Source organism: Roseospira goensis, from assembly GCF_014197795.1.
Taxonomy (GTDB): domain Bacteria; phylum Pseudomonadota; class Alphaproteobacteria; order Rhodospirillales; family Rhodospirillaceae; genus Rhodospira; species Rhodospira goensis.
Genome location: NZ_JACIGI010000013.1, coordinates 66667 through 93625 on the forward strand (window position 1 = coordinate 66667; position 26959 = coordinate 93625).

Sequence of the window (26959 nt, forward strand, 5' to 3'; positions counted from 1 at the left end):
ACCGGCCGCCGCGCCGCGCCCCCATGTGTGCCCCACGTGGATCCCCATTTGGATCCCACGTGTGCCGGACGGGGCGCGCTCCCGGACCGCCCCCGGACCGCCGGCCGGATCCGGAATGCGCCAGGGAGCCCGAGGACGCCGCGAGCGAGAGGACGCCGCACCATGCCCGACACCACCGCGCCAAGCCCGACGACCGCCCGCCCGCCGCAGGACGCGCACGCCGACGCCCGGCGCGTGATGATCGACGGCAACGAGGCCTGCGCGCACATCGCCTATCGGGTCAACGAGGTGTGCGCGATCTATCCGATCACGCCGTCCTCACCGATGGCCGAACTGGCCGACCAGTGGGCCAGCGAGCGCAAGACCAACATCTGGGGCACCATCCCCGACGTCATGGAGATGCAGAGCGAGGGCGGCGCCGCCGGCGCCCTGCACGGCGCCTTGCAGGCCGGGTCGCTGGCGACCACCTTCACGGCCTCGCAGGGCCTGATGCTCATGCTGCCGAACATGTACAAGATCGCCGGCGAGCTGACCGCCTGCGTGATCCATGTCGCGGCCCGCGCCCTGGCCCGCAACGCGCTGTCCATCTTCGGCGACCATCAGGACGTGATGGCCGCGCGCACCACCGGCTTCGCCCTGCTGGCCTCGGCCACGGTGCAGGAGGCCCACGACCACGCCCTGGTCGCCCAGGCCGCCACCCTGCGCGGCCGGGTGCCCATGCTGCACTTCTTCGACGGCTTCCGCACCTCGCACGAGGTCAACAAGATCACGCTGATCCCCGACGGCGTGATCCGCGCCATGATCGACGACGACCTGGTGCGCGCCCACCGCCTGCGCGCCCTCAGCCCGGAGCGGCCGTTCGTGCGCGGCACCGCCATGAACCCGGACGTCTACTTTCAGGCCCAGGAGGCCAACAACCTCTTCTACGAGCGCATGCCCGACATCGTGGAGGAGGAAATGGACCGCCTGGCCGCCATGACCGGCCGGCCGCTGGCGCCGTTCACCTACCATGGCCCCGAGGACGCCGAACGCATCATCATCGTCATGGGATCGGGGGCCGAGACCGCCCGCACCACCGCCGACTACCTGAACGCGACCGAGGACGCCAAGGTCGGCGTGGTCAAGGTCAGCCTGTTCCGGCCCTGGTCGGCGAAGAAGCTGCTGGCGGTGATGCCGGCCACCACCCGCGCCATCGCCGTGCTCGACCGCACCAAGGAGGCCGGCGCCCAGGCCGAGCCCATGTACCTCAACGTGCTGGCCTCCCTGGCCGAAGCGCAGACCTACGACCGGCTGCCGATGCCGGCGATGCCACGCCTGATTGGCGGCCGCTTCGGGCTGTCGTCGAAGGAGTTCACCCCCGGCATGGTCAAGGCGGTCTACGACGAGTTGGCCAAGCCCGACCCCAAGCCGCGCTTCACCGTCGGCATCACCGACGACGTCACCCACTTGAGCCTGACCGTCGACCCGGACTTCTCCATCGAGCCGGACACCATGGTCCGCGCCATCTTCCATGGCCTCGGCTCCGACGGCACCGTGGGCGCCAACAAGAACAGCATCAAGATCATCGGCGCCGAGCCGGATCGCCACGCCCAGGCCTACTTCGTCTACGACAGCAAGAAGTCGGGCTCGCGCACGGTTTCGCACCTGCGCTTCGGCCCCGACCCGATCGACGCGCCCTACCTGGTCGAGCACGCCAATTTCATCGCCTGCCACCAGTTCCAGTTCGTCTACGCCATCGACATCGTCGACCGTGCCGCCGACGGTGCCGACATCCTGCTCAACAGCCCCTACCCGCCGGCCGAGACCTGGGCCCGGCTGCCGGCGCCGATGCGCCGAACGATCCGCGAGAAGGGCCTGAAGCTGCACGTCATCGACGCCGTGCGGGTGGCGCGCGAGGCCGGCCTGGGCCGGCGCGTCAACACCATCATGCAGACCTGTTTCTTCGCCCTGTCCAACGTGCTGCCGCCGCACGTCGCGATCGAGCGCATCAAGACCGCCATCAGCAAGTCTTACGCTCGCCAGGGCGAGGACGTGGTCAAGCGCAACCACGCGGGCGTGGACATGGCCCTGGCCCACCTGAAGGAAGTCGACCTGCCGCCGCAGGCGGAGGAGCCCCCGGCCCAGCCGGTGCGCGCCCTGGTGCCGCCCACGGCGCCGCCGTTCGTGCGCGACGTGACCGGGGTCATGCTGGCCGGGCGCGGCGATACGTTGCCGGTCAGCGCCCTGCCGGCGGACGGCACCTTCCCCAGCGGCACCACCGCCTATGAGAAGCGCGACATCGCCACCCAGATCCCGCGGTGGGAGCCCGACCTGTGCATCCAGTGCGGCAACTGCTCCATGGTCTGCCCGCACGCCGTGATCCGCACCAAGTTCTACAACGAGACCCGCCTGGAGGGCGCGCCGGACACCTTCCCCTCCGCCCCTGTGGAGGCGCGCGGCTTCCCGGATACGCGGTTCACGCTCCAGGTGATGGTGGCCGACTGCACCGGCTGCGGCCTGTGCGTCAGCGCCTGCCCGGTGCAGGACCCCCAGAACGCCAGCCGGCGCGCCATCAACATGCAGGACAAGCTCGCCGCCCGCGAGGTGGTGGAGGCCAACCAGACGTTCTTCGACACCCTGCCCACCAATGACCGGTCGCGGGTGGACTTCTCCACGGTCAAGGGCGCGCAGTTCCTGCGCCCGTTGTTCGAGTTCTCCGGCGCCTGCGCCGGCTGCGGCGAGACCCCGTACGTGCGGCTGCTGTCGCAGCTCTTCGGCGACCGCCTCCAGGTCGCCAATGCCACCGGCTGCTCGTCGATCTACGGCGGCAACCTGCCCACCACACCGTGGGCTGTGGACGACACCGGGCGCGGCCCGGCCTGGTCCAACAGCCTGTTCGAGGACAACGCCGAGTTCGGCCTCGGCTTCCGCATGTCGGCCGACAACCACGTGCGCCTGGCCCGCGACCTGCTGGCGCGCCTTGCGCCCGTGGTCGGCAAGACGCTCGCGGCCTCCATCCTGGAGGCGCGCCAGCGCAGCGAGTCGGAACTGGTGGCGCAGCGCGCCCGGGTCGAAACCCTGCGCGCGCTGCTGGAGTCGATGCCGGACGACGACGCCCGCCACCTGCTGTCGGTGGTCGACCACCTGGTGCGCCGCTCGGTGTGGATCGTCGGCGGCGACGGCTGGGCCTACGATATCGGTTCGGCCGGCCTCGACCACGTGCTGGCGAGCGGCCGCGATGTCAACATTCTGGTCATGGACACCGAGGTCTACTCCAACACCGGCGGCCAGATGTCCAAGGCCACCCCGGTCGGCGCAGTCGCCAAGTTCGCCGCCGCCGGCAAGCGCGTGGGCAAGAAGGATCTGGCGTTGCAGGCCATCAGCTACGGCAACGTCTACGTCGCCCGCGTCGCCATGGGCGCCAACCCCCAGCACGTGCTGACCGCCTTCCGCGAGGCCGAGGCCTATCCGGGGACGTCGATCATCCTGGCCTACAGCCACTGCATCGCCCACGGCATCGCCATGGACAAGGGCATGGAACAGCAGGATCTGGCGGTGAAAAGCGGCTACTGGCCGCTGCTGCGCTACAATCCGGCGGTGCGCGAGGCGGAGGAGAACCCCTTCATCCTGGATAGCCCGCGCCCCCGCATCCCGCTGTCGGCCTATACCCAGAACGAGCTGCGCTACCGCGCCCTGGCCGCCAGCGACCCGGAAACGGCGCGCCAGCTCATGGCCCAGGCCCAGGCCCAGGTGCTGGAGAAGTACCACCTGTACGAAGAGATGGCCCGCGAAGGCCCGCGCGGTCAGATGTGAGGGTGCGGCGCGTGACGGATGGTGCCGCGCGCGCGACCCGGGCGAGGTTTGCCCGCGATTGAATTGTATCCTGACGGCGCAAACCCCATCTCGTCCGGAGAGCCGCCGTGGCCGAACCAGCACGGAGACCAGAGGATCGCGCACCATTGCGCCCCGACGCCGGCGAGACCACGCCCGGTGCGGGCGGCGAGGGGGGAGGCGGCAGCGGAGAGACCATGGAGTCCCGTGTCACGCGCCTGGAAACGGAATTCACGTATGTCCGCCGCGATCTGGACGAGATCCGGCAGGACGTGAAGGGCATCCGGGAGACCATGGACCGGGTCTCCGCCGACCTCGCCGAAAAGCCGGGCAAGGGGTTCGTCATCGGCACCGTCATCGCTATTTTCGGCCTGAGCGCGGGCGTTGTCGCCGCAACGATCGCAACGCTTCAATACGTGCAGGGATCTTTTTAGCGCGTGCCGACGGCACCGGCGTCCGCTCTGCCGAGTTCCCTCCTCCCCCGACTCCGTCCCCGGCCACGCAAGGACGGGTACATGCGGGCACGCGCGTGCCAGTGGTTCACGCCCCGGCGCCTCGGCCGCGACCCCATCAACGGCAACCATTTGACCCCGGCCGGTCGGTCTGGCGATAAACGGGGCAGGACCCTGAACGGGACACACAGGACGCGAGGGGGAGAGCATCCATGGACATGACCACCCGGTATCTCGGCCTGACCCTGGAGCACCCGGTGGTGGCCTCCGCCTCACCGCTGTCCGGCACCCTGGACGGGATCCGCCGGCTGGAGGACGCCGGCGCGGCGGCGGTGGTCCTGCCCTCGCTGTTCGAGGAGCGCATCCAGCGCGAACGCGAGGCCATGCAGGGCCTGTCCGAGGTGGGCGCGGAAAGCCACGCCGAGGTGCCGGGCGGGTATTTCCCGTCGGCCTCCCTGGAGACCATTGGCATCGGCGGCGAGGAGACCCTGGAACTGATCCGGCGCGCCCGCGAGAGCTGCGACATTCCCGTCATCCCCAGCCTCAACGGCACCACCGCGCGCGGCTGGACCCACTACGCCAAGCTGATGCAGCAGGCCGGCGCCCCGGCCATCGAACTCAACATCTACTATGTCGCCGCCGACCTGGACGAATCCGGCCAGCAGGTGGAGGACCGGGTGGTCGGCATCCTGGAGATGGTCCAAAGCGAGGTCTCGGTGCCGGTGGCGGTCAAGCTGGGACCGTTCTTCAGTGCCCCCGGCCACATGGTCCGCCGCCTGGTGGAGACCGGCGCCGGCGGGCTGGTGCTGTTCAACCGCTTCTATCAGCCGGAGATCGACCTCCAGGCCATGCGGGCGCTGCCGACGCTGGACCTGTCGACCTCGGCCGAGGCCCGGCTGCCGCTGCGCTGGGTCGGCATCCTGCACGGTCATGTCGACGGCGCCGCCATCGCCGCCACCACCGGCGTGCAGGGCGCCGAGGACGTCATGAAGTTCATCCTGGCCGGGGCGGACGTGGTCATGACCGCCTCGGCGCTGCTGCGCTATGGCCCGGCCCACATGAAGACGCTGGTCACCGGCCTGCGTGCGTTCCTGGAGGTGGGCGGCTACGAGACCGTGGATCAGGCCCGCGGTGCGCTCAGCCACAAGGCCATCGGCGACACCGCCGCCTACGAACGCGCCAACTACCTTCAGGTTCTCGACTCGTTCCGCACCGCCGATTTCCACCCCTGAGGGCGGCGGCCCCTATCCCACCCGGTGCAGGGCCGGGCCGTGCTCGCGCAGCCAGGCCCGCGCCGGGCCGCGCAGGCCGGGCGCCAGCGTCTCCACGTGACGCCAGAAGGCCGCGGAGTGGTTCATCTCGCGCAGGTGTGCCACCTCGTGGGCGGTGACGTAGTCCAGCACCCACCCCGGCGCCATCATCAGCCGCCACGAGAAGCTGAGATCACGCGACGGCGCGCAACTGCCCCACCGCGACCGGGTATCGCGCAGCACAATGCGGCCCGGGGCGACGTCGAGACGGGCGGCATGGGCCGCGACCCGGGCCCCGATCTCGTCGCGGGCGCGGGCGCGCAGCCAGTCGCGCACCCGCCGGGGCAGGTGCTCGGCCCGACCGGACACGCACAGACTGGCCCCCTCTTGCCAGACGCCGCGGCGGGCCTCGGGGCGATGGCACAGCCGCACCGGGTGTCCCAACACCGGAACCTCGGCCCCGTCCGCCAGCACCACCGGCGGCGGCAGGCGGCCCAGATGTTCGGCCAGCCACGCGACCTTGCTGTCCAGGAAGCGGCGCGCCGCGGCCTCGTGGCGGCGGTGGGGAATGACCACCACCACCCGGTCGGCGACGGCATCGACCTTGAGCGAGATGCGCCGGGCGCGCGGGTTGATGCGGGTGATGACGGGGACAGCGCGGTCGCCCACGGTCAGCAGCCGGTCGCCGGCGGGGGCCTCCCGGAGCACCGGGGTCCGCGCGGACGGGCCGGTCCGACGCCCCGCGGCATCCTGCGTCCGGCCCGATGCGGGGCCTTCGAGCGGTCGGGCCGCCACCGCTAGAGATCCTCCCAGTCCACCACGTGATCCTCCAGGTCGTGCACCGCGGTCTCGCTCACCACACGGCCGCGCACCGAGATACCGGCGCGATGGACGCTCTCGGGATCGCCGCTCAGCAGCGGATGCCAGCCCGGAAGGGGGTGGCCCTCGGCCAGCAGGCGGTAGGCACAGGTTGAGGGCAACCACTGCAGGCGATGAATCATGGCGGGCACCAGTTTGACACAATCCGGCACATGGTCCCACCGGTTGTCATAATCCCGGCATCGGCACGACTCGGGATCGAGAAGCTTGCAGGCCGCGTTGGTGAACGCCAGCGCGCCGGTGTCCTCGTCCTGCAGCTTGTTGAGGCAGCACTTGCCGCAGCCGTCGCACAGGCTCTCCCACTCCGCCTCGGTCATCTGACGCAGCGTCTTGCGCTCCCAGAACGGGCGCGGGTCGTCGTCCTCGGCCGGCGGGGTCGGATCGGCGGGCGCGGGCGTGCCGAGCAGGCGGCGCAGGCGGGTCGGGATCGGTTTCATCGGCGCGGTCCGGCGCAGGAGCAGGGGACAGGCCGGCGGGCACAGCAGCGTCATGGCGGCGCCTCCCCGTCGGCGGCGATCAGATGCACGAACGACCCGGCGACGGCGCCGCGGCGGCGGCCCACCGGCCCCAGATCGCGCCCGCGGGCGTCGCGGGCGGCGAACAGGGCGTCCCCCGGTCCCTCGTCCAGCACCCGGGCGAAATGGAACTCGTGGCCGCGCAGGCGCCGCCCGGCCGGGCCGGCGGGGCCGTCGCCCAGCACCGTGACGGCACGATACCCCAGGTGCAGCCGGCGGTCCGCGAAGCTGGTCTCCACCGGCAGCAGCCCGGCCAGGGCGTGGCGGTGGCCGTCGGCGTCCACCAGGCCCCGCCCCAACACCATGTAGCCCCCGCATTCCCCGAACACAACGGCGCCCCGATCGGCGGCGGCGCGCAGGCCGTCCAGGAACCGCGTGTTGGCGGCGAGGCGGCCGGCGTGCAGTTCGGGATAGCCGCCGGGCAGGATCACCGCATCGGCGTCGGGCGCCGGCCCCTCGTCGGCCAGCGGCGAGAACGGCACCACCTCGGCCCCGGCGGCGCGCCAGCCGTCCAGGGTGGCGGGGTAGGTGAAGGCGAAGGCGACGTCGCGGGCGATCGCGATGCGCTGGCCCGGCGGCGGCAGCGGCACGGGGGCGGTGGCGGTCTCAGGTCCCGCCGTCCCCCTCGCCGGCCGGGCCAGGGCCGCCAGCGCGTCGAGGTCGACGTGGGCGGCGGCCAGGGTGGCGGCGGCCTCCAGGAACCCCTCGAGGTCGGCGTGCTCGGCCGCCTGCACCAGCCCCAGATGGCGCGACGGCAGCGTCAGCCGCACGTCGCGCGGCAGCGCGCCCAGCACCGCCACGTCGGGCGCCAGCGCGGCGGTGGCGGCGCGCAGGGTGTCGATGTGCCTCCCCGGGCCGCAGCGGGTGAAGATGACGCCGGCCACCGTCACGTCGGGCCGCACGTCGCGGAACCCGCGCACCACGGCGGCGGCGGAGGCCGCCATGCCGCGGGCGTCCACCACCAGCACCACCGGCCAGCCCAGGCGCGCCGCCAGCGCGGCGGTCGAGCCGTCGCGCAACGGCTCATGGCCCGGCTCGCCCGGCGCCACGGCGCCGTCCAGCAGGCCCATGACGCCCTCGCACAGGATCAGCTCGGCGTCCCGCGACAGCCGGCCGGCCAGGGCCGTCAGCAGCGGCGCCGGCATGGCCCAGCCGTCCAGGTTGACGCAGGCCCGGCCGCCGGCGGCGGCGTGAAAGGCGGGGTCGATGTAGTCCGGCCCCACCTTGGCCGAGGCGACCCGCACCCCGCGCCGGCTCAGCGCCCGCAGCAGCGCCAGCGTGACCGTGGTCTTGCCGGACCCGCTGGCGGGCGCGGCCAGGACGAGGCCAGGGGCGGCGGGGCCTGACGGAGCGATCATCGGAGTCCTTTCGCGGGTCACGGGTCGCGGGTCGCGGGCCTGCGGCGGCCCGTCACAACAACGCAAGCTGGTCGCCCGGGCGCGGCGGCGGCGCGAAGCGGGTCGTGTCCAGGTCGTCTCCCCGCCGCGTCAGGCCCAGGCGCCGGGCCGCCACGGCGAAGCGCCGCGCCAGCAGCTCGGCCTCCGGCCCGGTCCCGCGCATGCGGGCGTGGAACCGGCCGGAGGAGGGGCGACCGTCCCGCATCGCCGCGATCCGGTTCATCACGCGGTCCGCCCGGTCGGGCACATGGGCCGCCAGCCAGTCCCGGAACAGCCCGTCCACCTCGCGCGGCAACCGCACCAGGATGTAGTCCGCCTGGCGCGCCCCGGCGTCGGCGGCCGCCGCGAGGATGCGCTCCAGCTCGTGGTCGTTCAAGGCCGGGATCATCGGCGCCGCCATCACCGCCACCGGCACGTCGGCGTCGGCCAGCCGGCGCACCGCCCGCAGGCGCGCCGCCGGCGGGCTGGCGCGTGGCTCCAGGGTGCGGGCCAGATCGCGGTCCAGGGTGGTGATCGACAGCGCGACCCGCACCAGGCGGCGCCGCGCCAGATCGGCCAGCAGATCCAGGTCGCGCTCCACCATCGCCGACTTGGTGGTGATGGTGACCGGGTGGTGAAAGGCCGACAGCACCCCGAGAACCTGCCGCATCAGGCCGTGGGTGCGCTCCACCGGCTGATAGGGGTCGGTGTTGGTGCCGATGGCGATCGGCGCCGGTCGGTAGCCCGGTTGGCGCAGTTCGGCGTCGAGCTGGGCGGCCGCGTCCGGCTTCAGGAACAGCCGGGTCTCGAAATCCAGGCCCGGCGACAGGCCCAGCCAGGCGTGGGTGGGCCGGGCGTAGCAGTAGACGCAGCCGTGCTCGCAGCCCCGGTAGAGGTTGATCGAGCGGTCGAACGGGATGTCGGGCGAGGTGTTGCGGCTGATCACCGTGCGGCTGCGGTCGACCTCCACCCGAGTGGCGGGGGACGGCGGCGGCCCCCAGCCGTCGCGGTCGTCGTCCCCGGGCGCGACCGGCGCCAGCGTGCCCCAGCCGTCGTCCGCCGGCGCGTGGGACACGGGCTCGAAGCGGCCGTCGGAGTTGGACAGGGCGCCGCGGCGGGCGGCGCCGGCGGAGACAGGCGGAACGGTCATGGCCCAAGGATGCCGCATCATACGAACATATCAAGAACAAACGGATTGGGGTCTCCGCGCGCCTTGCGTCCGCCGCCGCCGGCCCCCACCCTTCCGGGCGCGTCCCCGCCCGGATTCCGCCCCATGCTCGACGCCCGCCTGCGCCCGCTGATCGACGGCCCCCTGACCCGCCTCGGCCGCACCCTGGCGGCGCTGGGGGTGACCGCGAATCGCCTGACGCTGGCGGCGTTCGCGCTCGGCCTGCTGGCGGTGCCGGCGCTGGCGTTGGGCTGGTTCGGCGTGGCCCTGGTGCTGATCGCCGCCAACCGCCTGCTGGACGGCCTGGACGGCGCGGTGGCGCGCGCCACCCGGCCCACGGACCTGGGCGGCTACCTGGACATCGTCTGCGACTTCGTCTTCTACGCCGCCGTGCCGGTCGGCTTCGCGCTGGCCGACCCGGCCGCCAACGCCTTGCCCGCCGCCGTCCTGATCGCCAGCTTCGTCGGCACCGGCTCGACCTTCCTGGCCCACGCCCTCCTGGCCGAGCGTCACCGGCTGACCACCCGTGCGCAGGGCGAGAAGTCGCTGTACTACATGAGCGGGCTGATGGAAGGAACCGAGACCATCGCCTTCTTCATCGCCTTCTGCCTGTGGCCGGCGGGGTTTCCGGTGCTGGCCTGGATCATGGCCGGGCTGTGCGCGGTCTCGGCTCTGGGCCGGGTGCTGCTGACGGCGCGCACCTTCGGGCGGTGGTAGTCACGGCCAGATGCGGGTCTCGGCCTCCAGGGCGCGGCGGCGGGCCTCGAAGCGGTAGGGATGCGCCGGATAGACCCCGAGGATGGACACCTCGTGCGAGAAGAAGCGCAGTTCGTCCAGCGCGTAGGCCATCGGGCGGTCGTCCGGGCGGCCCTCGACCTCGGCGTAGAACTGGGCGGCGACGAAGGTGCCGCCGACCTGGTAGCTCTCCAGCTTGGTCATGTTGACGCCGTTGGTGGCGAAGCCCCCCAGCGCCTTGTACAGCGCCGCCGGCACGTTGCGCACCCGGAACACGAACGAGGTGACGGACTCCACGTCGGCCCGGGGCGAGACCGGCTCGCGGGCCATGACGACGAAGCGGGTGGTGTTGTGCTCCTCGTCCTCGATGTTGGCGCGCAACGACTCCAGGCCGTAGATCTCCGCCGACAGGGCCGAGCCGATGGCCGCCACCGTGGTATCGCCGCGGGCCGCCACGTCGCGCGCGGCGCCGGCGGTGTCGGCGGTGACCACCGGGGTCAGGCCCAGGTCGCGGATCAGCCGGCGGCATTGCGACAGCGCGTGGACGTGGCTCTCCACCGTGCGCAGATCGGCCTGGGTGGCGCCCGGCACGACCAGAAGGTGGTGGTTCACGCGCAGGAAGTGCTCGGCCACGATGTGCAACCCCGAACCCGGCAGCAGATGGTGGATGTCCGCCACCCGGCCGGCCACCGAGTTGTCGATGGGGATCATGGCGTACAGCGCCTTGCCGTCGCGCACGGCGGCCAGCACGTCCTCGAACGCCGCCTGCGGCAGGGGGGCCATGTCCGGATAGGCGGCGAGGCAGCAGGCGTGCGAATAGGCGCCGGGCAGGCCCTGGAAGGCGATCGCGGGGCGCGGCGGCGCGGGCGCGGAGACGTCGGTCTGGAGGTCGGCGGACGGGGCGGGCATGGCGGCGGCACTCGCGGTCGGACAGGCAAGCCGCCTCGTTAGACCGCCCCCGGCCGGGCGTCAAGCGGATGAGACACCCGCGCTCCCACGCCGGAGCGTGGGAGCGAGAGGGATTCGGACTTTCGCGCCCCCGCTCCTGCGGGGGCGCCGTTCGCCCCGCGGTCCCACGCCGGAGCGTGGGAGTGAGAAGGATTCGGACTCTCGCGCCCCCGCTCCTGCGGGGGCGCCGCTCGCCCCGCGGTCCCACGCCGGAGCGTGGGACCGAGAACGGTCATCTCGCGCCCACGCTCCCGCGTGGGCGCCCCCTCACCGCGGCGCGATGATCATCTGACCGGTCTCGCCGCGCGCCCGCAGGGTGGGCTGGTACATGGACTCGACGAACACCCCCGGCAGGGTGAACACGCCTGGGGTGACCGCCCGTGCCAGGTAGGCCACCGTGAACCCCGGATCCTGGCGGCTCAGCGGGATCGAGGCCACGAAGCGGTCGTCGCGCAGGTCCACGTACTCCGGCACGTCCAGTTCCGGCAGCCAGGTCAGGCCGGCGGTCGAACGGCCATCACCCACCGCGGCGGTCTCCAGCACCAGACCGGCCGGCAGCAGGTCGACCACCAGGGCGTGATGGGTCTCGGCGTCGCCGAGGGCGGCCGGGTCGACGGCCTCGCCGGTGACCAGGGCCACCATCAGGTCGCTCTGGTCCACCCGCTGCGGATCCACCCGCCGTCCCTCCAGGGTGTAGAACGCGCGCCGGATCGACAGGCCGTTCTCCAGCGCCGGCGGCGCCGTGGTGGGGATGCCGTCGCCGGTGGCGACCATCGTCACCGTGCCGGCGCCGGTGTTGGCGACCGTGATCCCGGCCGCCACCTGATCGAGGGTCGGCGTCGCCAGCGCCCGGCCGGTGCCGACCGGGGTCGCCGTCGCCCCGTCCACGGTCACCGACAGCGGTCCTTGCAGGTCCTGCACCGCCGCCGCCGCCATCACCAGCCGGGCCTGTTCCTGGGTGCTCAGATGATCGCGTCCCAGGCGGGCGTCGGCCAGCGCCGCGACGCGGCCGAGCGGATCGTCCAGCCCGGCCTCCGCCATCAACGCCACGGTGGCCGCGGCGTCACGCAGCGGCGAGCCGTAGGGATCGCGCCGGCGCTGATCCTCCGGCGCGTCCGAGGACAGCCACACGTCCGGGCTCAGTGCGGCGTCGAAGGCCGCCTGCGCCCGCGCGGTGTCGCCGATCATCGCCAGGGCCGCGCCCAGGTGGGCGCGCGCCAGGGGGGCCGGCAGGCGGTTCAGCGCGGTGTCGTGCACGTAGCGCAACGCCCCCGGGTCCACGACCCCGGCGCTGGCCAGCACGTAAAAGGCATAGGCGCGCGCGGCCAGGGCCTCGTCCGGATAGTCCAGCCCGACCACGCTGTCCTCCAGGAAGCCGAGCGCGCGCTCCAGCGCGAACGGCGGCACCCGGTGGCCGGCGTCGCGGGCACGCACCAGGAACTCGGTGGCGTAGGCGCTCAGCCAGTCCTGGCGCTCGCCGCGCCCCCACAGGCTGAACCCGCCGTCGGCCCGCTGCATGGCGATGACGCGGCCGATGGCGTCGTCCACGCGCCGCGCCAGATCGGCGGGATCGTCACGGTCGACCACCCCGGCCGCCGCCGCCACGTCGCCCACCACCAGCAGCGGCAGGGCGCGGCTGACGGTCTGCTCGACACAGCCGTAGGGATAGCGGTCGAGGGCACGCACCAGCGACACCAGCCCCAGGTCCGGCAGCGTCGACAGGCCGAGCGTCAGGCTGGCGGTCTCGGGCGCGAAGTCGTCCAGCACGTCGGCCGACACCGGGGCGCTCTGTCCCGGCGCCAGGCGCCGGGCCACGGCACGGCTCTCCCGGGTCGCCGCCGGGCGGGTCGACAGGCCCCAGTCCTGGGTGGTCACGGCCCCGTCGGGCGCCGTGACGGTCAGGCGCACGCGGCCGCCGCCGATGCGGTCGCCCTTGAGGGTGGCGACATGGGTTGCCCGCCCGCCGGCCGGGAGGGTCAGGGTCGCCGAGCCCGTCGAGGCCACCGCGACTCCGCCCTCGGCCTCCACCGCCACGGTCCAGTCGCCGGCCGGACCGTCCACGTTGTCGAGGGTGACATGCAGGGCGGCCCGGTCCTCCGGCGCCAGGAACCGGGGCAGCGTGACCAGGGTCACCAGGCGGTCGCGGATGGTCACGTCGGCCTCGCCGTGGCCGACGCCCCGGGCGTCGTAGGCCGCCGCCATCACCCGCACCCGGCCGTTGAAAGCCGGGATGTCGACCCGCACGGTGGCGCGGCCCTCGTCGTCCAGGTCCACCGGGCCGGAGAAGACCGCGAGGGGTTTGACGGTCTTGTCCGGCAGCCCGGGCGCATGACGGCCGGCGGCGTCGCCGCCGCTGCGCAGCCGGCCCGTGGTCGCGTCGCGGCCGTCGATGAGGGCGCCGTAGGCGTCGCGCAGGTCCACCCCCAGGCCGCGCTTGCCCAGGTAGTAGGCATCGGGCCGGGGCGTGGCGAATCCGGTGAGTTGCAGAATGCCCTCGTCGACCACGGCCACCGTGACCCGGGTGTCGGGGCCGGCGTTGGCGACCTCAAGCGGGATCTCCAGCGTCCCGCGCGGGCGCATCGTCTCCGGGGTGTCCAGGGTGACCGCGAGGGTGCGGTCGGCGCTGTCCACCGCCACCCACTGGACCCCGACGGCGCGGCCGGGGCCGCGTTCGGTGTCGGTGCCGGGGCGGAACAGGGTGGCGGCGACGTAGGCACCAGCGCCCCAGGCCTCGGTGACCGGCACCTCGACCACCGCGCCCTCCGCCGGCACCGGGACACTCCGCGACCACAGCACGTCCTCGGCCAGCACGGTCACCAGGGCCTCGCCGGCGAACGGCGGATCGAGCGCAACGCGCGCCGTCTCGCCCTCGCCGTAGGTGTCGCGCTCGACGGTCAGGCGCAGCGTGTCCGGGGTATCCTGGGCGCCGGGGGCGGCCACCCGCCAGCCGGCGCGGAAGCGGTCGCTGGACACGGCCCCGGTCGCGGTGTCGGCGACCTCGATCCGGAAGCGGCCCCAGCCGTCCACCGGCAGGTCGACCTCCACCGTGCCGTCGGCGCCGGTCACGATGTCGCGGGCGTCGAGGCGGCGGTCGCGCACCACGGCGCGGTAGCGCCAGCCGTCACCCTCGCGGTACCACTGATAGTCCCAGTCCTCGGCGTAGTGGATCAGCCGCAACGTCCGGTCCGCCAGCGGTGCGCCGGCCGCGTCCACCGCCAGCACGCGGTAGCGCGCGGTGCCGCCCTCGTCGACGGCGCCGCCCTCGAACAGCGGATCCAGGCCCACCAGGCTGTCGCGCAGCCGCACCGGGATTTTCACGGCGCGGTTGGTGGGCCGGCCGCCCGGCTCCAGCACCGTCACCCGCACCAGCGCGGCCAGCGGCAGCGTGGTGTCCGGGGTGTGGTCCAGCACCGCCTCGACCCGGCTGCGGCCGGCGTCGTCGGTGTCGGCGACGGTCAGGTCGCCGCGCCAGGGCTCGAAATCCTCGGTGGTCAGGCCGAAGCGGTAGCCCGCGCGGGCCTCCCCGAACGGCTGCGGATCGGGCTGCACGACCAGCTCGGCCTCGGCCGCCAGCCCGGCCGCCGGGGCCCCATAGAGATAGCGCGCCTCGACCCCCAGCGGCACGGTCGTCTCCGGCCGCAGAATGGCGTCGTCCGGCGCGTCCAGCAGCACCTCCATGCGGGCCGGGGCGAAATCCTCCAGGTGCCAGGTCACGCGGCCGATCGCCGGCCCCTCGGGCTCGGCATGGGCGGTCACGGTCCAGGCGCCGGTACGGTCGGCGTCGGCGGTGGCAATCCGCACGTGGGCGCCGCCGCCGGAATCCGGGGTGACCACCTGGCGGCGTACCTCGACCCCGTCGGGCCGCATCACCTTCAGGGTCAGCGGCAGGCCGGTGACCGCCCGGGCGCGGTCGTCGCGCAGCAGCGCCATCAGCTCGACGGTCTCGCCGGGCCGGTAGATGCCGCGCTCCAGATAGAGGAAGGCGTCCAGCGGCCCGGGCGCGTCGCGGCCGCCGATGCCGCGGTCGGACAGGTCCAGGGCCGGCCGCCCCAGGTCCAGGATGGCGTGATCCCCGCCGTCCGCCGCCGTCGCGGCCAGATGACTCGGGCTGGCGCCGCCGTTGCCCTGGAGCAGCCCGGCCGGCAGCCGGGCGAGGCCGTCGGCGTCAGTGGTCGCGGTGCCGAGCACGTCGTTGTTGCGGGCGATCAGGGCGATCTCGACGCCGGCCCGCGGCGCCGCCGTCTCCAGCGAGCGGGCGGCGACCACCAGCTCGCGGGCGCCGTGGTAGGCCTGCAGGCCGATGTCGGTCACCAGCACCCACTGGGTCGGCCGGTCCTGCCAGTGCGGCAGGTCGCGCGCGGCGATGGTCGCCGTGACGGCGTACAGCCCGGGCTCCGGATCCGGCACCGCCTCGGCGAAGGGGATGGCGCTGCGGCGCTGGCGGTTGGCCTCGTCCGGCGTGTCCATCTCGCCCGACCACACCAGGGTGCCGCTGTCGAAGCGCAGGTCGTTCAGGGACCAGCCGGCCAGGTCGCGGAACGCCGCGCCATCGCGCAGGGCCTGGGCGACGCCGCGCGCCGGCAGGCGGTAGATCTCCACCGCCACCCGCGCCACGTTCACGGTCTCCAGTGGCAGGCCCTGGCCCCCGCGCGCCGGCAGCACATGGGCGTCGCCGGCGAAGGCGACGCGGGCTTCCCGGTTCGGCACGTCCAGCGTCCAGGTCCGGGTTTCGGGCAGCGCGACGCCGCCGGCCAGCGGCAGCCCGCGGCGCAGGGTGATGTCCACCGCCGTTCCGTGCGGGAAGCCGGACAGGCACAGCGCGTCGGCGTCGGGGCGGGCCACCACCTCGTCGGCCGGGTCGAGGGCCACATAGTCGCCGTAGCGAACCGACCCGTCGGAGACCGGCTCGGCGCTGAAGCGCAGGCAGACCTCCGGCACGTCGCGTTCGATGCGGCCGGTGAGGGTCTCCAGCACCGGGCGGTCGCCGGCCGTGGCGCGCAGGGCGGCGCGGGTGTCGTCGTCGTCCCGGTACGCCAGCGCGGCCTGGAGGAAGGCGATCGCCAGGTCGCCGTCGCCGACCGCGCGGGCCACCGCCGCCAGCAGGGTCAGGGCGGCGGCCCGCTCGCCGTCGCCGCCGGCCACGGCATAGGCGGTCCAGCCCGCCAGCACGGCGGGGCGGGAGCGCGGGTCATCCTGAAGGTGGAGCCGCGCCAGGGCGCGCCAGCGGTCGCTGTCGTCGTCGCCGCCGGCGTCGATGTAGTCTTCCAGGGCCATGATGGCATCGCCGCGCCGGCCGTCGCTGGCGGCGTCGCGGTAGCGGTCCAGGGCCGCGTCGCGGCGCTCCCACGACTCGTCCGCGTCGGTGCGGTCGGCGATGTCGCGGGCATAGGCGCGGGCGTCGCGCGAGAGCTGGCGCAAGCGGTCCAGGTCGTCGAGCTGGGTGACCAGCGGCGAGCGTGCGGCGGGCAGGTCGTTGGCCCGGGCCGCGCCGGGCACGGCCGCCAGGGCCGCCGCCAGCACAAGCAGCAGGCCGAGCCCGAGCACGGCCCGTGTCCGGCCCTGTGCCCGCGCCGCGCGCGCCGTGGCGCGGTGGTGTCCCGTCGCGATCATGACTGCGTCTCCCCTCCATGGACCGGTCCCGGCGGGCCGGCCGCGCCACGGCCGTCTCTGCCGCGATCTTCGGCCCGCGATCTTCGGCCCGCGATCATCGTTTAGAGTCGGGCAAAGGCATAGTGCGGGAATGTGGCAAATGTGGGTGACGGGGCGCCGCGTCAGTCCCCCGCCGCCGCGGGCGTGGGGCTATCGCCGAGCGGGGCGGGGCAGGTCGCCGCCCCCGCCGCGCACGGACCCAGGTACTCCAGCGCGAACGCCCCCCAGCCCTGATCGACCTCCAGCCGCAGCGGGATCGCCTTGACGTGATCCATGATCGTCAGCCGCAGGCCGCCGCCGCGCCACTCGGCCGCGTGTCGGTCGCTGAAGCCGGCCCGGGGCACCAGGCCGACGGTCGCGACCCGGGCGCGCCAGGGCTGGCCGGCCACGACGACGGTCTGCGGCGGCGCCAATTCCACCCGCGCGTCGTAGCGCAGCTTCCCATCGTAGATCGGTACCACCATCTGCTGCGGATCGGGGATGCCCGCGGCCGCCGCCTCGGCCACCCGCTGGCGCACGGTCTGGAGCGCGCTCAGGGGGTCGAGCGCGCCGGCCCGCGCGGCGTCGGGCATGCGCCGCACCGGGCGGCCGTTCTTCACCGCGCGCGGAACGGGTGCCGGGAGGCCGGCGGCGGGGTGGTAGCGCACCACGGTCTCGCCACCGTCATCCCAGCCCTGCCAGGCGTCGCGGTAGCCGTCGGGCCGCAGGCGGCCATCGGCGGCGCGGCGTCCGTGTGCGCTGCGGTGCACGCGCAGGCCGCGCAGGGTCCAGAGCAGCCCGGTGGCGCGACCGTTTACGGCGATGCGGTAGTGTGTCTCGGTGGCGTTCAGGCGCACGGCGACGTCGCCCACGGGCAGGCCCAGGAACCGAGCCTCGTACAGCAGATGCCGATCCTCGGCCGCCAGAGCCGGCGCCGCGACGATGCCGACGGCGGCCGTCAGCAGGGTGGCGAGCAGGGCGGTGACGCGGACCAGCCGCCGCGAAACGGCGCGCCACCGTCCCGGAGCGGTGCGTTCTTTTCGCGGGTGCGCTAAACGGTGGCCTTGGCCGGCCTGATCGGCTAGGGTCCTCCGACTTCGGGATGGGTTCCCCCTCCCGTCGGGGTGGTGCGTGCGTCCGGCAGAGCGGGCGGCGCGGCGCCATGCCCCGAAGCGGTTCCAATCCGGGGGCCTGGCCGGAGCCGCGGCCCGGGCCGATCCCCGCGCGCCGATCCGCATCCAGCCGATCCCCGCCATTCGTTGATCGATCGAGGGTCCCAATCCATGAAACTCGCCGTACCAAAGGAACGCCGGAGCGACGAGGCTCGCGTGGCGATCTCGCCCGAGGTCGCCAAGAAGCTGGTCGGACTCGGCGTCGAGGTGGTGGTCGAGACCGGCGCCGGCCTGGGCGCCGACGTCACCGACGACATGCTGAAGGACGTGGGCGTCACCATCGCCCCGGACGCCAAGTCGGCCCTGGGCGACGCCGACCTGGTCTGGAAGATCCAACGCCCGATGACGGCCGACGAGGGCACGGACGAGGTCGCCCTCATGAAACGGGGCGCGACGCTGATGTGTCATCTGAACGCGCTCACGAACAAGCCGCTGGTCGAGGCTCTGGCGTCGGCCGGCGTGTCCGCCTTCGCCATGGAGCTGATGCCGCGCATCAGCCGGGCCCAGTCGATGGATATCCTATCCTCGCAGGCCAACCTGGGCGGTTATAAGGCGGTGATCGAGGGCGCCAACGCCTTCTCCCGCGCCTTCCCGATGATGATGACCGCCGCCGGCACCGTGCCGCCCGCGCGCGTGCTGGTGTTCGGCGCCGGCGTGGCCGGCCTGCAGGCCGTCGCCACCGCCAAGCGCATGGGCGCGGTGGTGCAGGCCACCGACGTGCGCCCGGCGACCCGCGAGCAGGTGGAGAGCCTGGGCGGCAAGTTCGTGACCGTCGACGAGGAGATGGAGAAGCAGGCGGAGACCGAGGGCGGCTACGCCAAGGAGATGCCGCCCGAGTACTTCGAGAAGCAGAAGCAGGTCATCTCCGAGGTCCTGAAGAAGGTCGACATCGTCATCACCACCGCCCTGATCCCCGGCCGCCCGGCGCCCAAGCTGGTCTCCGCCGAGCAGGTGCGTACCATGAAGAAGGGCGCGGTGATCGTCGACATGGCGGTCGAGGCCGGCGGCAACTGCGCGCTGTCCGAGCTGGGCAAGATGGTCGAGGTCGAGGGCGTCAAGATCATCGGCTACCCCAACCTGCCGAGCCGGGTGGCCGCCGACGCCAGCCCCCTGTTCGCCAAGAACCTGCTGAACTTCTTCACCCCCATGTTCGACAAGGAGTCCAAGGGCTTCTCGTTCAACTGGGAGGACGAGACGATCAAGGGCACCTGCGTCACCCACGACGGCAAGGTGGTCCATCCGGCGCTGGCCGGCGGCTCGAACTAGAGGATAGAGGGACACCATGGCAACGCAAACGGAGACCCTCGCGTCCCAGGCCGACGCGCTGGCCGAGCAGGCCGGCACGCTCGCCGAGAACGCGCGGAGCCTGGCCGAACAGGTCGCCACCTCGGCCCTCGACGGCGCCGCCGCTGGCGGTCATGCCGGCGAGTTCTGGTGGCTGTTCACCGTGTTCGTGCTGGCCTGCTTCATCGGCTTCTACGTGGTCTGGAGCGTGACCCCGGCCCTGCACTCGCCGCTGATGGGCGTGACCAACGCGATTTCGTCCGTGATCATCGTCGGCGCCCTGATCGCCGCCGGCCCGGCCGAGATGACCGGTGCGAGCTGGCTCGGCCTGGTGGCGGTGCTGCTGGCGTCGATCAACATCTTCGGTGGTTTCATCGTCACCGAACGCATGCTCGCCATGTTCAAGAAGAAGAAATAGGGAGGGCGAGACATGACGTCCGGTTTGACAATGTTCGCCTACCTGGTCGCCGCGGTGTGTTTCATCCTGGCGCTCCGGGGGCTGTCCTCGCCGGTGGGGGCCCGCCAGGGCAACCTGCTCGGCATGATCGGCATGGCCATCGCCATCGTCACCACGCTGATCGCGCCCAACGTCGTCAACTACCTGCCGATGGCGCTGGCGGTGGCCATCGGCGGCGGCGTTGGCGCCGTGGTGGCGCGCAAGGTGCAGATGACGGCGCTGCCGCAGCTCGTCGCGGCCTTCCACTCGCTGGTCGGTATGGCCGCCGTGCTGGTGGCCTGGGCCGCGCTGCTGACCCCGGGGAACTACGGCATCGGTACGGTCGGCAACCTCCCGGTCGCCAGCCTGATCGAGATGTCGCTGGGCCTGGCCATCGGCGCCATCACCTTCTCCGGCTCGGTGGTGGCCTTTGCCAAGCTGCAGGGGCTGGTCTCGGGCGCGCCGGTGGTGTTCAAGGGCCAGCACCAGCTCAACGCCGGTCTCGGCATCGCGCTGCTGGTGCTGATCGTCATCTTCTGCGCCACCGAGAACTATGTGGTGTTCGCGCTGCTGACGGCGCTGGCGTTCATCCTGGGCTTCCTGATCATCATCCCGATCGGCGGCGCGGACATGCCGGTGGTGATCTCCATGCTCAACAGCTACTCGGGCTGGGCGGCGGCCGGCATCGGCTTCACCCTGGGCAACCCGCTGCTGATCGTGGCCGGTGCGCTGGTCGGCTCTTCGGGCGCGATCCTGTCCTACATCATGTGCAAGGGCATGAACCGCTCGATCATCAACGTCATCCTCGGCGGCTTCGGCGGCGAGGGGGCGGCCGCGGCCGGCGGCCCCGCCGGCGATCGCTCGGTCAAGGCGGGCAGCGCGGACGACGCGGGCTTCATCATGAAGAACGCCTCCAAGGTCATTATCGTGCCGGGCTACGGCATGGCGGTGGCCCAGGCCCAGCATGCGCTGCGCGAGATGGCCGACAAGCTCAAGGCCGAGGGTATTGATGTGAAGTACGCCATCCACCCGGTGGCGGGCCGCATGCCCGGGCACATGAACGTGCTGCTGGCCGAGGCCAACGTGCCCTACGACGAGGTGTTCGAGCTGGAGGACATCAACAACGATTTCACCACGGCCGACGTGGCCTACGTGATCGGCGCCAACGACGTCACCAACCCGTCGGCCAAGACCGACCCGTCGAGCCCGATCTACGGCATGCCGATCCTGGACGTGGAGAACGCCAAGACGGTGCTGTTCGTGAAGCGCTCCATGGCCTCCGGCTATGCCGGCGTGGAGAACCCGCTGTTCTTCAAGGACAACACCATGATGCTGTTCGGCGACGCCAAGAAGATGACCGAGGAAATCGTGCAGGCGCTGGAATAGGGCGGCCCGCACACATCGCCGGATGCGACGGCGGGGCGGTCCCGAGCGGGGCCGCCCCGCTTTCCTTTTCGGGGGGAGTCGGTCGGCGTGGCCCCGGTGTCGCGCGACAGGCGAGTCGAGAGCAGATCGCGCCAAAATGGACTCGCGCCGCGGTCCCATTTTGGCGCGTGAATCTGCTCCAAAATCAATACAGCCGATGGTGGGGAAGGGTCGGCCGGCTCACGCGGCCGGCGGGGACCACGGCGCTCGCCCGGCACGTCCGGCACGCGCGACGCGCCCGGCACGTCCGACCGCGGTCAGGCCGGCGGCGCCCCGAGGGACAGGCCGCTGTTGCGCGTGACGGCGTAGATGCCGCGTTGGCTCGGCACCGGCTTGAAGTGCTCGGAGATGCCCAGCACGGTCTCGGCGCCGCCGAGATACAGCACGCCGTCGTCGGACAGGACCTGGGAGATGCCGTGCAGCACCTTGCCCTTGGTCGGCTGGTCGAAATAGATCAGCACGTTGCGGCAGAACACGACGTCGAACTGGCCGAGGGGACGCAGATCACCCAGCAGGTTCCATTCCTTGAACTGGACCATGGCCTGAATGGCCGGGTCGATCACCCAGTTCTCGTCCTTCTTCTTGAAGTACTTGACCAGCAGGGTCATGGGCATGCCCCGCTGCACCTCGAACTGGCTGTAGGCGCCCGCCCGCGCTTTCTTGAGCACCTCCGAGGAGATGTCGGTGCCGACGATCTCGAACCGCCAGCCGTTCAAGCGCGCCGCCTCTTCCTTCAGGATCATGGCGAGCGAATAGGGCTCCTGCCCCGACGAACAGGCGGCGCACCAGATTCGGAAGCTGCGCTTGTTGGCGCGCGCCTTCAGAAGGTTCGGCAGCACGACGCTGCGGAACTGGTCGAACGGCTTGTTGTCGCGAAAGAAGAACGATTCGTTGGTGGTCATCGCCTCGACGATGGCCTTCTCGACGGCGGCGTCGCGCTTGCGCAGCACGGCCATCAGCTCGTCGAGGCCCTTCAGCCCCCGCTTGCGGGCCAGCGGCATCAACCGGCTTTCGAGGAGGTAGGCCTTGTCCTTGGTCAGGACCAGACCGGACCGCTCCTTGAGGAGCTTGGAGACATAGTCGAAATCATCCGGTTTCATCGTCTCAGCGCTTGCTCGCCAGTCTTGAGATGTAGGGCCCGATGTCCCCGATCGGCAGCACCGCCGTGCACAGGCCCGCCTGGGCCGTCGCCCCCGGCATGCCCCAGACGACGCTGGTGGCTTCGTCCTGCGCAATCACGGTGCCGCCCGCTGCGACGATCACGGCGCCCCCCTTGGCCCCATCCGACCCCATGCCAGTCAGTACCACGGCCAACGCCCGACGACCATAGACCCGCGCCACGCTGCGGAACAGAGGATCCACGGCCGGACGGCAGTAATTTTCCGGCGGATCCTTGGTCAGGCGCAGCACCCGTTGCGCCCCGCGCGACTCCACGATCATGTGGTAATCGCCAGGCGCGACATAGACCCGCCCCTCCTGGATCACCTCGCCGTCGACGGCCTCGCGCGCCTCCAGGCCGGCGGCGCGGGTCAGGTGCCCGGCGAGGATGGTGGTGAAGGTGGCCGGCATGTGCTGGGTGATGAGGATGGGTTGGCGCACGCCGCCGGCGGCCTTCAGGCCGCCGAGTACCGTGAACAGGGCCTGCGGCCCGCCGGTGGAACTGCCGATGGCGATGACATCGACGCCCTCCTGCACCGCCGGCGCCGGGCGCAGCGTGACCGGGACCGGCGGCCGGGCCGCCGGCGCCGGACGTTCGGCCGGGCCGGGCCGCGTGCGTCGCCCCGTGGCCGCAGACGGGGCCGCAGACGGGGCCGCAGAGGGGGCTGTGGACGGGGCCGGCGCCCCGCCGCGCTGGCGCAGTTCGCGGCGCCGCGCCTGGCCGAGGACCTTGACCTTGGCCAGCAGGTCGCGCTTGAAGTCGCCCTCGCCGGAGATCTCGCGCGAGGCCGTCGGCTTGGGCACGTAGTCCGCCGCCCCGGCCTCCAGCGCCTGGAGGCTGATCTCCGCGTTGCGCAGGGTCAGGGTCGAGGCCATGATGATCTTCACGGTCGGGTCGCGCTCCAGCAGCTTCGGCAGCGCCGACAACCCGTCCAGCACCGGCATCTCGATGTCCAGGACAACGACCTCGATGTCGTGCCGGTCCAACGCCTGCACGGCCAGTTGCCCGTTGCCGACCGAGGCGACCACCGTGATCTGCGGATCGCCATCCAGAATGCGCGTCTCGAGGCCCCGCACCACCGCCGAATCGTCGACGACCATGACTCGCACGGGACCCTCGCCGGTCTCTCCGGTGCCGCGTGCGGTGCCCCTGAACGTTGGCGATGACAAAAAGCGTAACCCCTGGCAGACATCGTGATGGGACGGGAGCCCCGCGACCCGGCACCCGGCGCGCCGCATCGGCTGGCCGGGATGGCTCACGGGGGGCGCGTCCCTGGCTCCAGGCCCTGCGGACGGTGACCCCGCCGGGCGCGCGCGGGGCCATGGCGCGGCGACGGCCGCCGCTATCCGGTGATCAGCCCGACCTGCGCGAACTTCGCCTGAAGGATCTCGCTGTCGAACGGCTTCATGATGTACTCGTTCGCGCCGGCCTCGATGGCCTCCTGGATGTGCTCAATGTCGTTCTCGGTGGTGCAGAACACAACCACGGGCGCATTGCCGCCGGGCAGAGCCCGCAGAGCGCGCAAGAATTCGATGCCGTTCATGACCGGCATGTTCCAGTCCAGCAGGACGGCGGTGGGCAGGTGGTCTTTGCACAGGTCGAGCGCGCGTTGACCGTCGGCCGCCTCCTCGGTCTCGAAGCTCAGCTCCTGGAGGATCTTCTTGGCCACCATGCGGATGACTTTGGAATCGTCCACGATCAGGCAAGATTTCATGACGAACCTTCGTTTCCCAGGATCCGCGTGCAGCCGTCACGCCCGGTCGGCACTTCCCGGGGCGGACACGGTCGCGCCACCACCTTGGCGTGCAGAGCCGCGCCGGTGAACCATCGACCTGTTTTAAACGGCAATTCGACAGGCCCGTCAAGGATGGCGGTCGGCCGGACCGTCGCCGGGCCGGTCCTCCCACAGTCAGGACGGAGTCACGCCCCACCCGTGACCCCGATCGCGGGTCACAGGCGGTCCGGACGGTCCGCCGGTCGCGGATCCGCGCTAGCCGGCACGCAGCGCCGCCTCGATGGCCGCCAGCGCCTCGCCGGCGCGGGCGGCATCGGGGCCGCCCGCCTGCGCCATGTCGGGGCGCCCGCCGCCGCCCTTGCCGCCCACGGCGGCGGCGCCGGCGCGCACCAGGGCAACGGCATCATGGGTGCCCTTGAGGTCGTCGGTGACGCCGACCACCAGCGAGACCTTGCCGTCGGCGGTGTTGACCAGGGCCACCACGCCGGAGCCGATCTGCGCCTTGATCTCGTCCGCCATCCCCTTGAGGTCCTTGGGCGGCACGTCCGCCAGCAGGCGCCCGGCGAAGGAAACGCCGTTGACCGCCTTGGCCGCCGCCGTGGCCTCGCCGCCGCCGGCGCCGCCGCCCAGGGCCAGCTTCTTGCGCGCGTCCGCCAGCTCCTTCTCCAGCCGGCGGCGCTCCTCCAGCAGGCTGACGACGCGGCCCGGCACCTCGGCGGGCGCGGTGCGCAGGGACTCGGCGGCCTGGATCAGCAGGGCCTCGCGCTCGGACAGGTACGCGAGCGCGGCGTCGCCCACCATGGCCTCGATCCGGCGCACGCCGGCCGACACCGCGCTCTCGCCGATGATCTTGAGCAGCCCGATGTCGCCGGTGCGGCCGACGTGGGTGCCGCCGCACAGCTCGACCGAGAACACCGGCCGGCCGCCGCCCGCCCCGCCAGCGGACTCGGCCGCGCCCATCGAGACCACGCGCACCTCGTCGCCGTACTTCTCGCCGAACAGGGCCATCGCGCCGGCCTCGATCGCCGCCTCCGGCTCCATCAGACGGGTGGTCACGGCCTCGTTGGCCCGGATCTGGCTGTTCACGATGGCCTCGACGCGGGCGATCTCCTCGGCGGTCAGCGGCTTGGGGTGGCTGATGTCGAACCGCAGCCGGTCCGGCGCCACCAGCGAGCCCTTCTGCGTGACGTGATCGCCCAGCACCCGGCGCAACGCCTCGTGCAGCAGGTGGGTGGCGGAATGGTGCGCCCGCAGCGCCGAGCGGCGCGAGCCGTCGACGTCGAAGCGGGCTTCGTCGCCCACGGCGATGGGACCGTCCTCCACCGTGCCCCGGTGCACGATCAGATCGCCCAGCTTCTTCTGGGTGTCGCGCACCCGCACGCGCCCTTTCTCGGGCACCACGATGACCCCGGTGTCGCCCATCTGGCCGCCGGATTCGCCATAGAACGGCGACTGGTTGGCGATCACGGCGACCTCGGTGCCGGGGGTGGCGGCGTCGACCGGCGTTCCGTCCACCACGATGGCCTGGATCTGGCCCTCGGCGCTTTCGGTGGCATAGCCCAGGAAGTCGGAGCCGCCGAGACGATCGCGCAGGTCGAACCACACCTTCTCGGTGGCGGCGTCGCCGGAGCCGGCCCAGGCCTTGCGGGCCTCGGCGCGCTGGCGCTCCATGGCGGCCTCGAACCCGGCCATGTCGAGCCCGAGTCCCTGCCCGCGCAACGCATCCTGGGTCAGGTCGACCGGGAAACCGTAGGTGTCATAAAGCTTGAACGCCACCGCGCCGGGTAGGGTGCCGCCGGCCGGCAGCGCCGCCGTCTCGTCCGCCAGCAGGCGCAGGCCGCGGTCCAGCATCTGGCGGAACCGGGTCTCCTCCAGCCGCAGGGTCTCGGTGATCAGCGCCTGGGCGCGCTCCAGCTCGGTGAACGGATGGCCCATCTCGTGCACCAGGGCCGGCACCAGCTTGTACATCAGCGGGTCGCGCACCCCCATCATGTGGGCGTGCCGCATGGCGCGCCGCATGATCCGGCGCAGCACATAGCCGCGCCCCTCGTTGGAGGGCAGCACGCCGTCCGCGATCAGGAACCCGCAGGCGCGCAGATGGTCGGCGATCACACGGTGGCTGACCTGGTGCGGGCCGTCCGGATCGGTGCCCGCCGCCGCGGCGATGGCTTCGATCAGGTTGCGCATCAGGTCGATGTCGTAGTTGTCGTGCTTGCCCTGCAACACGGCGGCGATGCGCTCCAGGCCCATGCCGGTGTCGATGGACGGCCGCGGCAGGTCGACCCGCTCCTCCTTCGAGAGCTGCTCGAACTGCATGAACACGAGGTTCCAGATCTCGATGAAGCGGTCGCCATCCTCGTTCGGGCTGCCGGGCGGCCCGCCCGGGATGTCCTCGCCGTGATCGTAGAAGATTTCGGAGCACGGGCCGCAGGGGCCGGTCTCGCCCATCATCCAGAAATTGTCGGAGGTGGGGATGCGCAGGATCTTCTCGTCCGGCAGCCCCGCCACCTTGCGCCACAGGGTGGCGGCGTCCTCGTCGCTGGTGTGCACGGTGACCAGCAGGCGTTTGGGGTCGAGGCCGAATTCGCGGGTGACCAGACGCCAGGCAAAGTCGATCGCCTCTTCCTTGAAGTAGTCTCCGAAGGAAAAGTTACCGAGCATCTCGAAGAACGTATGATGCCGCGCGGTATGGCCCACGTTGTCGAGGTCGTTGTGCTTGCCGCCGGCCCGGACGCACTTCTGCGAGGTCACGGCACGCGTGTAGGGTCGCGTTTCGTTCCCCGTGAACACGTTCTTGAACTGCACCATGCCCGCGTTGGTGAACATCAGCGTCGGATCGTTCAGCGGCACCAGCGGGCTGGAGGCCACATGCTCGTGGCCCTCGCGCTTGAAGAAGTCGAGGAAGCTCTGGCGGATCTGGGTCGTGGTCTGCATGGCCTGCGTGGTTCCGTTCACCGAGCGGGAAAAGCCCCGGGGCGCGGCGCGCT

At 72.2% G+C, this 26959-nt stretch carries 18 protein-coding genes; 7 read left to right on the top strand and 11 right to left on the bottom strand.

Annotation, left to right across the window (positions count from 1 at the left end; all coding sequences use genetic code 11):
• Window positions 1–162 precede the first annotated feature (162 nt).
• From nifJ to GGD88_RS09395, 3 genes are all read left to right on the top strand, one after another.
• Window positions 163–3792: a pyruvate:ferredoxin (flavodoxin) oxidoreductase gene (gene nifJ, locus GGD88_RS09385; protein WP_425502585.1), complete on the top strand. Its 3630-nt coding sequence runs from the start codon at window positions 163–165 to the stop codon at window positions 3790–3792.
• A 215-nt stretch (window positions 3793–4007) separates the two neighbouring features.
• Window positions 4008–4244, top strand: coding sequence for a hypothetical protein (locus GGD88_RS09390; protein WP_184434630.1), 237 nt, complete (start codon window positions 4008–4010; stop codon window positions 4242–4244).
• 230 nt (window positions 4245–4474) lie between these two features.
• The gene (locus GGD88_RS09395; RefSeq protein WP_184434633.1) at window positions 4475–5494 is read left to right on the top strand and encodes a dihydroorotate dehydrogenase-like protein; all 1020 of its coding nucleotides are present in this window, start codon (window positions 4475–4477) and stop codon (window positions 5492–5494) included.
• 12 nt (window positions 5495–5506) lie between these two features.
• Here GGD88_RS09395 and GGD88_RS09400 read toward each other — a convergent pair whose 3' ends face one another.
• The 4 genes from GGD88_RS09400 to GGD88_RS09415 all read right to left on the bottom strand — a co-directional run bounded on the left by GGD88_RS09400 (window position 5507) and on the right by GGD88_RS09415 (window position 9432).
• Window positions 5507–6220, bottom strand: a complete 714-nt coding sequence (locus GGD88_RS09400; RefSeq protein WP_343056327.1) for a M48 family metallopeptidase — start codon at window positions 6218–6220, stop codon at window positions 5507–5509.
• An 89-nt stretch (window positions 6221–6309) separates the two neighbouring features.
• On the bottom strand, window positions 6310–6882 hold the full coding sequence (locus GGD88_RS09405) for a YcgN family cysteine cluster protein (protein WP_425502586.1): 573 nt from the start codon (window positions 6880–6882) through the stop codon (window positions 6310–6312).
• The gene (locus tag GGD88_RS09410) at window positions 6879–8264 is read right to left on the bottom strand and encodes a cobyrinic acid a,c-diamide synthase CobB (protein ID WP_184434636.1); all 1386 of its coding nucleotides are present in this window, start codon (window positions 8262–8264) and stop codon (window positions 6879–6881) included. Before GGD88_RS09410 ends, GGD88_RS09405 begins: the two co-directional genes overlap by 4 nt.
• 52 nt (window positions 8265–8316) lie before the next feature.
• Entirely contained in the window at window positions 8317–9432 is a 1116-nt protein-coding gene (locus tag GGD88_RS09415) for a PA0069 family radical SAM protein (RefSeq protein WP_221237083.1), read from the bottom strand.
• A gap of 123 nt (window positions 9433–9555) precedes the next feature.
• On the opposite strand from GGD88_RS09415, the gene GGD88_RS09420 reads away from it, so the two are divergent.
• Window positions 9556–10167 (top strand): CDP-alcohol phosphatidyltransferase family protein, encoded by a 612-nt coding sequence (locus GGD88_RS09420; protein WP_184434643.1) that lies wholly within the window; start codon window positions 9556–9558, stop codon window positions 10165–10167.
• On the opposite strand, the gene GGD88_RS09425 is transcribed toward GGD88_RS09420, so the two are convergent.
• From GGD88_RS09425 to GGD88_RS09435, 3 genes are all read right to left on the bottom strand, one after another.
• A complete protein-coding gene (locus tag GGD88_RS09425) occupies window positions 10168–11094 on the bottom strand; it encodes a prephenate dehydratase (protein ID WP_184434646.1) in 927 nt (308 codons plus the stop codon).
• Between the two features lie 306 nt (window positions 11095–11400).
• Window positions 11401–16743, bottom strand: a complete 5343-nt coding sequence (locus tag GGD88_RS09430; RefSeq protein WP_184434649.1) for an alpha-2-macroglobulin family protein — start codon at window positions 16741–16743, stop codon at window positions 11401–11403.
• A gap of 161 nt (window positions 16744–16904) precedes the next feature.
• Window positions 16905–18017: a DUF3108 domain-containing protein gene (locus GGD88_RS09435; RefSeq protein ID WP_343056328.1), complete on the bottom strand. Its 1113-nt coding sequence runs from the start codon at window positions 18015–18017 to the stop codon at window positions 16905–16907.
• Between the two features lie 27 nt (window positions 18018–18044).
• On the opposite strand from GGD88_RS09435, the gene GGD88_RS09440 reads away from it, so the two are divergent.
• From GGD88_RS09440 to GGD88_RS09450, 3 genes are read left to right on the top strand one after another with little or no spacing between them, the layout of a single operon-like run.
• Window positions 18045–19199 carry a Re/Si-specific NAD(P)(+) transhydrogenase subunit alpha gene (locus tag GGD88_RS09440; protein WP_184434655.1) on the top strand — a complete coding sequence of 385 codons (1155 nt, stop codon included), beginning with the start codon at window positions 18045–18047 and terminating at the stop codon, window positions 19197–19199.
• Window positions 19200–19215: 16 nt separating this feature from the next.
• Entirely contained in the window at window positions 19216–19635 is a 420-nt protein-coding gene (locus GGD88_RS09445) for an NAD(P) transhydrogenase subunit alpha part 2 (protein WP_184434658.1), read from the top strand.
• A 12-nt stretch (window positions 19636–19647) separates the two neighbouring features.
• Complete coding sequence (locus GGD88_RS09450; RefSeq protein ID WP_184434661.1) at window positions 19648–21039, top strand: NAD(P)(+) transhydrogenase (Re/Si-specific) subunit beta; 1392 nt, start codon at window positions 19648–19650, stop codon at window positions 21037–21039.
• A 296-nt stretch (window positions 21040–21335) separates the two neighbouring features.
• Here GGD88_RS09450 and GGD88_RS09455 read toward each other — a convergent pair whose 3' ends face one another.
• The 4 genes from GGD88_RS09455 to alaS form a co-directional block, all read right to left on the bottom strand.
• Window positions 21336–22178: a CheR family methyltransferase gene (locus GGD88_RS09455; RefSeq protein ID WP_184434664.1), complete on the bottom strand. Its 843-nt coding sequence runs from the start codon at window positions 22176–22178 to the stop codon at window positions 21336–21338.
• A 4-nt stretch (window positions 22179–22182) separates the two neighbouring features.
• Window positions 22183–23337 (bottom strand): protein-glutamate methylesterase/protein-glutamine glutaminase, encoded by a 1155-nt coding sequence (locus tag GGD88_RS09460; RefSeq protein WP_184434726.1) that lies wholly within the window; start codon window positions 23335–23337, stop codon window positions 22183–22185.
• 242 nt (window positions 23338–23579) lie between these two features.
• The gene (locus GGD88_RS09465; RefSeq protein ID WP_184434668.1) at window positions 23580–23951 is read right to left on the bottom strand and encodes a response regulator; all 372 of its coding nucleotides are present in this window, start codon (window positions 23949–23951) and stop codon (window positions 23580–23582) included.
• Between the two features lie 276 nt (window positions 23952–24227).
• On the bottom strand, window positions 24228–26906 hold the full coding sequence (gene alaS, locus GGD88_RS09470; RefSeq protein ID WP_184434671.1) for an alanine--tRNA ligase: 2679 nt from the start codon (window positions 26904–26906) through the stop codon (window positions 24228–24230).
• Window positions 26907–26959: the final 53 nt, after the last annotated feature.